General features: G+C 57.6%; 11 protein-coding genes and 1 pseudogene. 3 read left to right on the forward strand and 9 right to left on the reverse strand.

Translation table 11 applies throughout. From position 1 onward, the window contains the following. Positions 1-242: 242 nt before the first annotated feature. On the reverse strand, positions 243-1,016 hold the full coding sequence (locus tag XH87_RS24050; RefSeq protein WP_271589169.1) for a hypothetical protein: 774 nt from the start codon (positions 1,014-1,016) through the stop codon (positions 243-245). 262 nt (positions 1,017-1,278) lie between these two features. After that, on the reverse strand, positions 1,279-1,959 hold the full coding sequence (gene plsY, locus XH87_RS24055; protein WP_271589170.1) for a glycerol-3-phosphate 1-O-acyltransferase PlsY: 681 nt from the start codon (positions 1,957-1,959) through the stop codon (positions 1,279-1,281). Between the two features lie 172 nt (positions 1,960-2,131). Here plsY and XH87_RS24060 point away from each other — a divergent pair, with 172 nt between their 5' ends. Then, positions 2,132-3,217, forward strand: coding sequence for a methyltransferase (locus tag XH87_RS24060; RefSeq protein ID WP_271589171.1), 1,086 nt, complete (start codon positions 2,132-2,134; stop codon positions 3,215-3,217). Positions 3,218-3,416: 199 nt separating this feature from the next. On the opposite strand, the gene XH87_RS24065 is transcribed toward XH87_RS24060, so the two are convergent. Both XH87_RS24065 and XH87_RS24070 read right to left on the reverse strand, forming a co-directional pair. Continuing rightward, on the reverse strand, positions 3,417-3,800 hold the full coding sequence (locus XH87_RS24065; protein ID WP_271589172.1) for a cupin domain-containing protein: 384 nt from the start codon (positions 3,798-3,800) through the stop codon (positions 3,417-3,419). 380 nt (positions 3,801-4,180) lie between these two features. Continuing rightward, the gene (locus XH87_RS24070; protein WP_271589173.1) at positions 4,181-5,785 is read right to left on the reverse strand and encodes a winged helix-turn-helix domain-containing tetratricopeptide repeat protein; all 1,605 of its coding nucleotides are present in this window, start codon (positions 5,783-5,785) and stop codon (positions 4,181-4,183) included. Positions 5,786-6,055: 270 nt separating this feature from the next. Between XH87_RS24070 and XH87_RS24075 the strand changes: the two genes are divergently transcribed. Together XH87_RS24075 and XH87_RS24080 are read left to right on the forward strand one after the other, a co-directional pair. Continuing rightward, positions 6,056-7,069, forward strand: coding sequence for a methyltransferase (locus XH87_RS24075; RefSeq protein WP_271589174.1), 1,014 nt, complete (start codon positions 6,056-6,058; stop codon positions 7,067-7,069). A gap of 83 nt (positions 7,070-7,152) precedes the next feature. Continuing rightward, positions 7,153-8,532, forward strand: a complete 1,380-nt coding sequence (locus tag XH87_RS24080; protein ID WP_271589175.1) for an MFS transporter — start codon at positions 7,153-7,155, stop codon at positions 8,530-8,532. 472 nt (positions 8,533-9,004) lie between these two features. Here the strand turns inward: XH87_RS24080 and XH87_RS24085 are convergent, their stop codons facing one another. The 5 genes and pseudogenes from XH87_RS24085 to XH87_RS24105 form a co-directional block, all read right to left on the reverse strand. Continuing rightward, positions 9,005-9,736, reverse strand: coding sequence for a hypothetical protein (locus XH87_RS24085; protein WP_271589176.1), 732 nt, complete (start codon positions 9,734-9,736; stop codon positions 9,005-9,007). Between the two features lie 98 nt (positions 9,737-9,834). Then, positions 9,835-10,149: a hypothetical protein gene (locus XH87_RS24090; protein ID WP_271589177.1), complete on the reverse strand. Its 315-nt coding sequence runs from the start codon at positions 10,147-10,149 to the stop codon at positions 9,835-9,837. A gap of 401 nt (positions 10,150-10,550) precedes the next feature. Further along, positions 10,551-11,225 carry a class I SAM-dependent methyltransferase gene (locus tag XH87_RS24095; protein ID WP_271589178.1) on the reverse strand — a complete coding sequence of 225 codons (675 nt, stop codon included), beginning with the start codon at positions 11,223-11,225 and terminating at the stop codon, positions 10,551-10,553. A gap of 516 nt (positions 11,226-11,741) precedes the next feature. Beyond that, a pseudogene (locus XH87_RS24100) lies at positions 11,742-11,905 on the reverse strand (helix-turn-helix domain-containing protein); the annotation flags it as partial. Between the two features lie 262 nt (positions 11,906-12,167). Next, positions 12,168-12,434 carry a hypothetical protein gene (locus tag XH87_RS24105; protein ID WP_271589179.1) on the reverse strand — a complete coding sequence of 89 codons (267 nt, stop codon included), beginning with the start codon at positions 12,432-12,434 and terminating at the stop codon, positions 12,168-12,170. Positions 12,435-12,439 lie beyond the last annotated feature (5 nt).

Genomic DNA, 12,439 nt, shown 5'->3' on the forward strand with positions numbered 1-12,439 from the left:
GCTCATTTGCTTGCAAATTAATGAGCAAATCATCTCATGCCCGACCGCAATCCGGGAAGGCGGCCTCGGCCGGAGGCTTACCTTCGGACCGGATTGGGATTGCAACCCAATGCCCAAAGGTGACCCGATCTGCACCAAGAAGATGAGCCGTTAAAACTCCTCGGAACATTGCCGAATACATTAGCCGCTCCAACGCGCAGCTTCCGCTTCGGGCCATCAGCGGACTTCACACGTTCGTCGCCTTATGGGCGGCCCTTCGGCATTCTGAACGCGTCATAAGTAAGCTTTCGCGCCGGGTTATTGCCTGTCGGCGGCTGATGAGAAGGGTTAGGGAAAAGGGGTTCAGTATGCGGGCTCGATTTCAACCAAGCTAACCTCGCGTCGATCCCGGTCGTAATCGGATCGTCGGTGATCTCGACGGTAACTTTCTTTAGAGTCACGCCTGGACCGAAGCTTGCAGCTAAGTCATGCGGGTCAACCAATGCGACGCTAGTCGGCACGTTGGGGTCGCCAAATCGAGCCAGGACCGGCAGATCCTTGAGGGGTAGCTCTGCCTTCGGCTTAAGTCGATTAACGTCGTCGAGATAGGCGGCATATTCCGCATTTGACGAAGCGTTTGGCGCAACCTTCCCACGGAATTGTTCTCGTGGGAATACCATTAGATTAGCGTTATAGCCGCCGCTGCCAACCCACCCCGGACTGTCGAGCCAGCTTGGCTTTACCAGCGTAGCAAAGAGAAGACCTCGTTGCCCTAAATCTACAAAGGCCGCTTCTCCGACGAAGTTGGTCCAAAGGGCCCAACCTTGAGCCCTCGTCAGACCACCGGGGAAGCTGATCGTTTCTTGCGTGACACTAGAGCCCGAGCGCTCACCGTCTGGAGTATCGACTACGATTGTGAGCCGTGAACGAACGACGCGCGGCCGCGTCGTACTGCCATCTAGGATGAACCAGCCGAGCGCCAAAATCGGCAATGAGAGGAGCACAAAGGCCGAATACGCTTTTGCTCGCGACGTCATCGATCCGCTCGCTTCCAATGCGCAAGCCTAAAAGCGAGAGCTAGGTTGTAATGGATACTACTGTCAACCGAGAATGCACCATGTACTCAATTTTGAATAAACAAGCGAGACGTCGGCTTCGGGTCAAAGGCTGCCCTCGGCGGTTTCGGCAATGGTTTCTGCTCAGCCCTTTGAAGCGGACCCTGCCAGCCTAAGAGGCGAAGTCAATCATGGGCCAACAGGCGGTCCATAGTTGATATCGAAGCAGCGGAAAGCACATGCGCTAAAGTTGCGCTTGTGCATCCGAGGCACTTCGACCCAGGCGCGGCTCCGTCCTCGCGAACAGCCGTTGAATGTTGGCGCGATGGCGAACGATCACGTAGACAGCGCCTGCGATCACCAGCAATCGATAGGGCGACGGGTGCTCTAGCACGCAGACGAGGACGATTGCGGTCAAGGCCGCGAGGATCGAGCCAAGAGAAACAATCCGAACCATAGCCACCACAATGCCAAAGACCGCTGCGGCCCCCAATCCGACCGGCCATGACATCGCCAACAAGACGCCAAGCCCGGTCGCAGCAGATTTGCCGCCCGTAAAGTTCAGCCAGATCGAACGGCCATGCCCCAACATTACGGCAATTCCGGCCGCGCAAACTGCCCATGGCAGCCAAGTTTGCAACTCAAGCGCGGTCGGCGGTGTGGAGGATAACTCTGTCGAGAGCCAGGGACAGAACGAGCGGGCAACGATGATGGCCGCCGCGCCCTTCAGCATATCGACGATGAGCACCACCAGAGCAGGCCATTTTCCAAGGGTCCGCAAGACATTCGTGGCGCCGGTAGATCTGGAGCCATGCTTTCGAATATCGATGCCCCTGAGGAGCTTCCCCGCCAGATAGCCCGTGGGCATCGAGCCGAGAAGATAGGCGACCACCAATCCAACCGAGCCGGCAATCCAGAACGCCATGGGTTTTATTTCCAATTTCGGGCAATCAATGTTTTGTCGCCGGCTTCGTTTGACCGCTATGGGTCAACCTGAGACCTAGAACCGGCGGCTCGCTACGTCTGGTTCACCGCCAGCTGCGGACCTCCAACCGGCAACCCAGAATGGCAGCAACGGGCCTGAAGCGGACATACTTGTGGGTATCAGCTTCATCGGGCAATATTCCGTTCGTCTTATTTTGGGATTTGAACCAATGGCCTCGTCGTCTTCCGCGCAGGCGCTGCCCCCTCACATCCAACTCATACAGATGGGCAGCGCCTATTGGATTTCACGCGTGGTATTCGATGCTGCCAAGCTGGGGCTTGCCGATCAACTCTCCAATGGACCAAAGAACGCAATTGAATTAGCTCACGTCACGCGCACCCATGCCCCCTCATTGCATCGGCTCATGCGTACGCTGGCGAGTCTAGGGGTATTGACAGAAACCGATAACCAGCGCTTTGCGCTGACGCCCCTCGGTGAAGCGCTCAAGACCGATGCGCCCGGTTCTGCTCAGGCAGCAATTCTTCTGCATGGCAGCGAATGGCACAGTGCGGCATTCCAGCAGATGCTGCATTCCATCGAGACTGGCGAGACAGCAATGGAGAAAGTCTCGGGCCTGCCGCTGTTTGACTATCTGAGCAAAAATCCAAGCGACGCGTCTTTGTTCAACAAAATGATCACTGGCGTACATGCCGGCGAGCCGGCGGCGGTCGCAGCGGGCTACGATTTTTCGACCTGCAAAACCGTCGTCGACGTCGGCGGAGGCACCGGCAGCGTCCTCGCTGCCATCCTCGCCCAACACCCCGGACCTCGCGGGGTGCTGTTCGACAGTCCGCACGTTGTTGCGGAAGCACCTCCGCTGCTCAAGGCCAAAGCGGTGACGGAACGTGTCGCCATTGAGTCCGGCAACTTTTTCCACGCCGTTCCGTCGGGAGGCGATTGCTACATTCTCTCGCACATTCTACACGACTGGAACGACGAACAGTGCGTCACGATTCTTGACAACTGCCGTAGAGCGATGAAGCCGGGCGGACGGCTGTTGATTATCGAGATGGTCCTTCCTCCGGGTGACACGCCGCATCCGGGCAAAATCCTCGATATGGTAATGCTCGTTGTGGTTGGTGGAGTAGAACGCACCGAAGCCGAATATGCGGCGCTCTTGAGCAAGTCTGGATTTCGATTGAACAGTACCGTACCTACCAACTCAGCGGTCAGTATAGTTGAAGCTGTACTGAGTTGAAATTGGCCCATGACTGGTTCGGGTCACAACGTGAAGAACTCAGATTGAGCAAATCTAGTGCGCTCTGCCTCAATGAACGGATTTCCGATCGCCGAGGTGCAGCTTCGCCGAGGGGCCACAAGCTGGCTTGAGGAGCGCGGCAATGCAGCTCAGTCGAAGTGGACTGGGGGGCTGTCTCCACAAAGAAGCCGAGGTCCAGCTACTTAACGAACTCAGTCATCGGCTTGCCCTTATCGACGACGAAAACGTTCAGCATCTTAAGCGCCTTGTCGCCACCGATCTTGAACCCCGCGTGCGGGACGTCCCGTGCGTTAATCACCGCAGCACCTGTTGGCAATTCTCGGTGTGTTCCGTCTGGCAAATCAAGTGTAGCCCCTTGAAGTATGTAGACGATCTCCTCGCCCGGATGAATATGCTTCGCCAATGCCTCACCTGGCGGGACCTCAACCACCACGACAATGACGTCCATGTCCTTGTTCGTTAGATCACCGCGCTTCAATTCAGTTCGGGTAATCGATGTTTGAGCATTGGCTGCGCTTGCCATGCAAGCTAGAACGGTCGAAATCAACGCGAAGCGTCGCATTCCATCCTCCCTGAAATAGCTTTTCCCAATGCCGGTATTCTGCATCAACCTTAAGCTGCCATGCAAGGCTCACTGAGGCCCGCTTTGGGTCAAAAGCTGCCCTCGATGGGTCACGATCGCTTTCCGCTCGGCCCTCGGAGCCGGACCCTGCGAGGCCAAAAGGGGAAGTCAGCCCCGGGCCAGAAGCGGAACTCCGCGCCATGCGCAATGTTTGTTTAGGAATATCCGCCGTGACGACCGGCTGACAAGACGTAATTGAACATCTCAAAGCTTTGCTCAAGTCTGCTCCAAATTATATCTGTCACGATGCCCAGCCGGGATGGACTTTGACTGATACCAGCGTCGGGCAATTTACTACCGAGGCCTTCGCCATCCGAGCGTTACCCCTGCGGTATGCCTGCCAGGCGCATGCCCTCATAGAGACGCTCGCGCCTGGCAAGCCATCGCGGATTTTCGGACAGGAAGGAGGTGCTGATGGCATATCGGCGAATAGTGAAGTCAGGATCAAGCGACAGTCCAGCCTTGGCACTGGATCGCGCTTCCTCGAGTTCCCCCATCATGGCCGACGCGCCAGCCAAGTGAAATTGAGACAGGGCGAAATTGGGGTTGGCCTCAATACTCCGGCGAAGCCAGCCGAGTGCTTCAACGTCTACGTTGGTCATCAACTTGGCCATCCCGACAATCATGAACCAAAGAAAGGCACGCGCATCGCGCGGGGATAAGCGTAGTGCCTCCTGAATATGTCCCTCGGCCTCCTCGCCACGCCCAAGCGCATATTTGCCAAGCCCGATGAATCCATGCGCATCTGCCAAATTCCGATCGAGCGCCAGCGCCTGCATACATTTGGCGATACCCTTGGCAGCGCGATTGGTCCGAATTTGAACCGCGCCAACCAACATGTGAGCCCTAGGATGGTTCGGTGCCCGCAGCAACACATCGTTCAGCCTCTCCTCTGAGGCCCTGAAAAGCGCCGATGCGTCCTCGGCCATGGAGGAAGAACCGATCGCAAAATCGACTTGAGCCGCGGCAACTGCCGCCTCAACATGGTCGGGATCAAGCGCCAGCGCTCGCTCGAAGAAATCCTTTGCCCGCGCCATCACTGCAGGCGTAATTCCCGTGCTTAGGAAAGCCTTGCCCTGAAAATATAGATCAGTGGCGTCCGGCTGGAGCAACCGTTCTGCGCGTCGCGCTGCAGCCTTGATGAGTTCGGCGTTCAATGTATTGGCAAGCCGGGACACGATCTCATCCTGCATGTCCAGCAAATCGGCGGCGGGCTTGTCGAAGCGCTCGGCCCAAACTTGCGCTCCGGTTTCCGCGTCGGTCAATTGGACGTTAAGGCGAAAGCGGTTGCCCCCGCGCTGCACTGATCCCTCCAGCACGTAACGTACATTCAGTTCGCGCCCAATCGTCCTCACGTCGAGCGCTCTTCCCTTGAAGGTGAAAGCGGTGCTGCGGCCGATGACAAGCGCACCGGCGATGCGCGATAAGTCTGTGGTCAGGCTGTCAGTCACGCCATCGACGAAATACTCTTGCTCGAGATCGCCACCGATGTTGGCGAATGGCAGAACGACGATGGATAGGGATGGGATAGATGAATCCGACGGTTCTTCGATTTTGTTCGGTGTCGAGGTGGCCGCAGCGTTCGAAGAATCTGAACGCTCGATTGAATCTCCATCCGCAACCAGCATGTAACCCCGGCGAGGCAACGTTCTTAGGGCGGATCGGCCCGGCGCGCCCAAGGCGTGCCTGATGTCACCGATGGCTTGGACAAGGGAGTCTTCGGTGACCTCGCAGTTCGGCCAGACTTCATCCAGTATCTCGTCCTTCTGAACCAGGTGCCCAACACGTTGCGCGAGCAGCCGGAGCACCGCCCAGGCCTGAGGGCGCAATGGAACTATGCGGCCGCGTCCATCGAGCAACAATTCGCGAGCCATATCCACGGTCCGGTCGCCCACCACAATCGAAGGTTGCGAGATCTTGAGCAAGAAAGCCTCGTGGCATCGTTCGGAAATTATCGGCCGACCATCGGCAGACTTTCAGGACGCGATGGCGATTGTACAGCATCATCCTGCGATCGGGCATAGCGAACCGTCCTGACGGGCGCTCGGCAGGACAGTCAATGCAAGGTAGGACACCATTGTTCGCCCGACTCGTTTTGTTGCGCTAAGTATTTCAGTTTCCAGCACTTCTTCCGTTATGAAGGCTGAGAAGCGAGGTTGGACCGGGGCCAATGACAACATGAGAGGGAAGAATCAATGTCCTCTACTCAAGCCCCTGCAGAACTGATGGACCTTATTCGTTCGCAGCGCGTGACCGCGGTGATCTATGTCGCTGCAAAGCTCGGGATCGCTGAACTCTTGCGCAATGAACCGCGGACGCTTGGCGAGCTCGTCGAGGCGACGGGCGCAGCCAAGCAAGCGCTCGGCCGCCTGCTGGCGGCACTTTCGACCATAGGCGTTTGCAAGGTCGCTGAAGAGCGATACGCACTGACCGAACTGGGCGCCTTCCTTGATGGGGCGGCACCGCAATCCCTCAAGAACTGGTCAATCTTTGAAGGCCAGTTCCTTGCCAAATCGTGGACCGGGTTGCTGGACTCGATCATGACCGGCAAGAACGCGGCGCAAATGCTCGGCATTGAGAACAGCTTTGATCTCATGGTGCGCGATCCAGAAATGGTCGGCGTATTCAATGCGGCAATGAGTGAGGGAACCCGTCTGGCAATTCCGGATATCTTGCGGGCCTACAACTTCGGTGCGTTCGCGCATGTCATGGATGTCGGTGGCGGCTCTGGCGAACTGCTCGGCGCCATCCTCGGGCAATTTCCGCATATCCATGGGACCATTTTCGACCTTCCGCGCTGCGCCGAGTCAGCGACTGGCCACCTGAAGCGGATTGGGCTCGGCGATCGCATCAAATTCATGGTCGGCGATTTCTTCCAGACGATTCCATCCATCGCAGATGTCATTGTCATGAAGCACATCATCCACGATTGGAGTGATGAGCGCAGCTTGGCTATCCTTGCAAACTGTCGAGGGGCGCTTCCGAATGGTGGCGTGCTGCTGCTTGTCGAACGGCTCATGCCTGAAGTCCCGGGCGTAAGCGATGAGCACAGGGAGCATACGCTGACCGACCTGCTCATGCTTCGCGGACCCGGCGGCCTCGAGAGAACGGAAAAGCAATACGCGCGGCTGTTTCGCGAATCTGGCTTTACTCACACCGCAACCTACCCGGCCGGACGTCTCAGCGTCATCGAGGCAAAGATCGCCTAAGCTTTCGAAGTCAGACCATCACTCCCGCGCAATGGAGCAGCGGCTTGTTCGCAGAAACGCAGCAACACTTGGAAGGAACAAGAATGCACCAGCCTGCAGCAAGCAACACACCGTCAGCCGTCTTAGAGAACCCGGTCAGCAAGACGGTCTTCGCGAAAGTATACTGGCGCATTATACCGCTACTGCTGATCGCCAGCATGATCGCCTTTCTCGACCGCATCAATATTGGTTTTGCACAGCTTCAGATGAAGCAGACACTCCCGTTCGATGATGCCGTCTACGGCGTCGGCGCAGGCATTTTCTTCATCGGTTATTTTCTGTTTGAGGTGCCCAGCAATCTTCTTCTGGAGAGGATTGGCGCACGCAAGACCTTGTTGCGGATCATGGTGCTCTGGGGATTGGCGGTCACCGCCACGATGTTCGTAACAACGCCGCTCCAGTTCTATGCTGCGCGGTTCTTTCTTGGTGCCTTCGAGGCCGGCTTCGCCCCGGGCGTGCTTCTGTACCTGACTTACTGGTATCCGTCGGCGAGGCGCGGGCAGGTAATCGCGATTCTCTTGTCGGCGCCCCCTCTCGTGATGTTCATCGCAGGTCCTCTGTCTGGCGCGATCCTGAAATATCTCGACGGCGTCAGCGGCCTTTGTGGTTGGCAGTGGCTCTTTGTGATCCAGGGGCTGCCTGCGCCGATCCTCGGCATTCTTGTGTACTACCTGCTTAAGGACAAGCCGTCCCAGGCCTCGTGGCTGTCGAGGGAGGAGAAGGCGCTGCTGCAGGACGCTTTGCAACGTGACAAAGGGAACATCGTGAAGGCAACCTCGGGGACATTCGGACAGATGCTGCAAGACCCGAAGATCTACATGTTGTCGCTGGTCTGTTTCCTTCTGCTGGGCGCCAATTATACCATGGTATTCTGGATGCCGACGCTGATCCATAGCTGGGGCGTGACGGACCCGTTCATGATCGGCATCTATCACGCAATATCTAACGCTGCGGGCATTGTCTGCATGATCTTGATCGGTCGTCATTCGGACGCGGGTCATGAGCGCCGATGGCACTATGTGAGCTGCGTCATGATTGCGGCCGGCGGTCTCATCGCCATTATGTTGCTCCAGGGCACCTTCGTTGGTTCGATCCTGGCTCTCTCTTTTGCCGTCATCGGCTTTGTATCGGCGCCGCCGCTCTTCTATGCGCTGGCCAGTGAGTATCTCTCTGCCGGCGCGGTGGCCGGTGGACTTGCCCTCATTACCAGTCTCGGAAATCTTGGCCCGGCCGTGGGCCCATCGATCAACGGGCTGATCGTGCGGAACACCGGCGACAACATCTATGGAATATATTTCGTGATGGCGCTGTACTTGCTTTCGGGCGCGGTCCTGGTGCTTACAATGCGACCCCTGGCCACCGCTCCACATGGCTCTGACTCACAACCAACCAATGAGACGGCAAAGGCCACGCCCTGTACCTGATCGTGTACGACCAAATCACAATGATGATGATTCAAGCAGGAAGGGGGGCTTGAGACTTAAGTTCAGGTCGTGAACACGGCTGCTTTAAACTCTTGCTTCTTGCGGCCGGAAGCAAAGTCTGATCGGAAGGTGGCAATGGTGGAGATTTGCTGGCGATTTCGCTAGGCTGTGTACTCATTGTCACGGAAGGGCTTGGCAGCCTCGGGGAGCCGATTGTTGGGCGCGCTCCGCCAGTTCGTACCTTCTCGTCCATGCTCGCGGCCCGCTGCTGTCCTCATCCAACTGCGTCAAGGGAGCTCCCTCCTGTCGACGCTCCGATGTCCCCTCAGGGTCATTCTCGTCGGTTTGCCCATGAGGCGATGACTTCCGATCAACGCCGATAAGCGGAAGTCGTCAGCTCGGGCCGGCAGGTCTCGAACGGGCCATAAGCAGACTGCTGAGCATCGATCGGGTGTCGAGTGCTAGGCGCCCGTCAGTTGTTCCTTTTCAATTCGCTTGACTGAACAAAGTCCCACCAGCTTAGGCGATTGGCGACTGTTTGTTCGCCTGTCAGACTGGATCTGTCGAGACGCAGATTGTTTTGGAAGTACGTCGCTATCCACGGCAGGTCGCGCTCGAGGCCTCTCGTGATCGGCTCGCCGGTGCTTTCGATTGCGACCTCGTTCCATATTATGGTGGCTCCAAGCGACGCCTGGAGATCGTTGCGGTCGACTTCGATGACGCTGTTCGGATCCCCTATATCTGCAAATGTCACTAGATCCGGCAGATCATTGGGGCTGATTTTGCGCGGACCGCGTAAACGAGCGACACGCGGTACATCGTCCATAAATTCCCGAGAAAAGGGCTGCCCATATGCCTGTAATATAAGACGGGTTCCTGGTCCCGCTTCCCCGGTCCAACGAATCTCGTCGTCGTATTTTCGATGGAGCCTATTTGTGAGCAACGCAATCAGGGGACGCTTACCTGGGCCCAGATCCAGATAGAGAGCTTGGCCATCTAGCTTGTGTATCGTGCCCCGTGCCGGAAACGAAACGTCCCGAAATGTCACTCGGACCACAGTCGAAGCGCGCCTGACGCCATCAGGCGTGCTGACGGCCAGCGTTAGCTTGTATCGATAGCTCTCTGTTCTTCCGCAACCGGATATCAATAGGCTAATAGCGATGAGTATCCCGAGACGGCTAACGAGCGACATGATCATCGGCATCTTGTTATGCCTAGATTGTCGACTGGTTCGTCGCCAGGGTGTGCGGCAGAAGAATTGTAGACCTTTGCACGTCAGCGCCCGTCTCGCTCGCGTAGGCTCTAACCACCGTAAGTCGGCCATGCATACATCAGCCAAATGCCCGGCAGCGGGAAAGTAACGATGGCAGATCGATAAAAGGACTGCGATCGAGTTGGTTCGTCATTGCTAAGAAAACCATGAAAGAAGATGATCAAGAGCAAGATCGAATAGACGGTTAAATTAAGGAGCAAGTCTTGCTTTGGAGTGAGCGGGGCATTGAACAATTGCTGAGCACCAAGAGCGAGCGCTGCCAGTCCAATAAGCTGAAAAAACGCAGTGAAGACACCGAAGATCAGGCCGCTAATTAGTCCGCCAATAACCGGAAGTCCATGCACGGTTGGGCCCCATCACTCGTTCGCTTCTGTCTACAGGAAACTCGCTAAAGTTTAGTGTACGGTCACATTCAATCTTACTAAGTGATCTTCACAGTCGCAATTTCCGCTTCGGGTCACAAGCCGCCGATCACGCTCGGCAAGCCCGAGTTCCGCTTTGCACTCGTAAGCCGACGTTTATGAGGATACGCCTTAGACGAAGGGTCCTCACCCTGGATGCGGCAGCCCTGTACGCCGTTGGGCGCTTCCTGCTGTGGGATCTGGACGACCCCGATCAGCGCTAGGCAATATCTGAATCCCGCGCTCGAGCGCGGCGACCTCGACCCCACCTTCGATCTGATGGTGCTTGCGGTGTTGCACGCCTGGAGTTCGCCGAGACCACGACTGACGCCGCGCGACCCAACTTACAGAGAATCCGGCGAGATGGACCAAACTGCCGTATGCTTGATCTCGGCGTCTTCTAGGTCGCGGTTCACCGGTACGCGATAGTCAGCGAGACGGACAAGTTTTGCCTGCGGAAGGAAAGAGCGCCCGGGGTCGCCGATCAAGATGGTCGCGCCGGCGCGCGCGTGGTCGGCCAGAAATGCGAAGGCACGCGTCGCGGTGTCTCGCTCATAGAAGATGTCGCCCGCGAGGATGGTCTGCCATCGGTCGTTTGGTTGAGTGTTGAGCAAATCCTCGCCGCACGGCGTGAGATGGACCTGGTTAACCTCCGCATTGAGTTCGGCTGCCACGATCGCGAAGGCGTCAATGTCGGACACGGTCACCCCGACCGCGCCGGCCTTCATCGCCGCGATGCCGACGAGTCCGGAGCCGGAAGCGATGTCGAGCACGCGCCGGTCGCGCACGGTATCGGGATGATCGAGCACATAACGCGCCAGGGCTTGACCGCCCGCCCAGGCAAAGGCCCAAAAGGGCGGGGGGAGGCCGGTCTCGTTAAGCTCGTTCTCGGTCTGCTGCCAGAGCGGCAACGATTCATCGGCGAGGAAGACGACGATTTCCGGCACCAGTGGCACCGACCGCAGCCGGGTGTTGGCGCGGATGAAGGATTGCGGGTCGGCAATGGTCTGGGCTGTCAAGGCAGGCCGTCGTTGTCTCGTCCCCTAATGACTAGCACGAACCGCCTCTATCGTCGGAGCAGACCGGTCACAGCGGCTAACGAAATCTCGCCCGTGGCGACCTGTACGGAATGTGGTAATCTTGGCACAGTGCCCCTCAAGGGTGCCACCAAAAGTAGATCGCCGAGCCGAAAAGTTCAATAAAATCAATAAACAACGGGATTGTTGCAACAGTTCAGCCCTGTCCGGCAGCATCAGGAAAAAGTCCAAAAATTGATAATGAGTCCACGCAAGCCGCATCGGCGGCCCGCTGCAAGAAGGTGTGCGTCGGCAGAGGATCGGCAACCAGCATTTCAGCGCATGCACAAGCGCTCCACTGCTTCGATCCGGTGCCGCGCGGTTTTGTTGTGGAGAGCGCGTGCTGCGAAGGTGATAAGTCGTAATCCCGGTCCGAGCATCCGGAGGCATATCCAATGTGCGGACAGTTTTGCTGCGTAACAATAGCCGGTACCGGCGAGGCGTGACTTGCGGTGGCGCCATCTTGCCGTGCGCAACCGAGCCGGTCGCCCGCTGCCGCTGTGACCACTTCACAACCGACGAGACCGCAACGCCAAACCGCTCCGCCGCGGACCGGCAGCTCTCGCCCGCCAAAACCGACCCACCACACGCTCGCGAAGATCCAGGGAAAGAGGTCGGGTCATGCGATGCTGGGCACCAAAAAACCGCCCAAATCCGATCCCCTCCGATTCAATCAAGCTATGAAGCGCTCTAGCCGTTTCGCCATCTTACGAATTGGACCGACCAGCTCGCACCACAGGGATGGCGAACGGCGTCCGGTTGCCCGAAGCGTCGTGTACTGCTTCGCGGATGAGCTGATGACCGCATGAAATCGGAGCAGCTCCGAGGTACCCTGCAGCATCAGCACGACGGCAGGGCCAAATGACACCGTAGCTATGGTTTCAGCTATGGCTTCTGCCGGAGCCGCACCTGTGGGCGCGGATTCTCACCGGTGACCGCCGTGAACTCCCCGCGAGTGAGATTGAGTTTGTCGCCATTCGACAGCTGCATCAGCGCGTAAGTCTCGCCCTCCTCCTGTGGCAAGATCCGCACGCTGACGATCTGGTCCGCGTTGAGGAAGAAGCCAAGCCTCAGTTCGACGAGATTCACCGCGCGCGTCCTCCGCTCCGTGGCAGGCGGCTTGTCTTCATCGTGCGTGCGCTTCTTAGCCATGGCCT

The sequence above is a fragment of the Bradyrhizobium sp. CCBAU 53415 genome, assembly GCF_028128735.1.
In the GTDB taxonomy this organism is placed as follows: Bacteria; Pseudomonadota; Alphaproteobacteria; order Rhizobiales; family Xanthobacteraceae; genus Bradyrhizobium.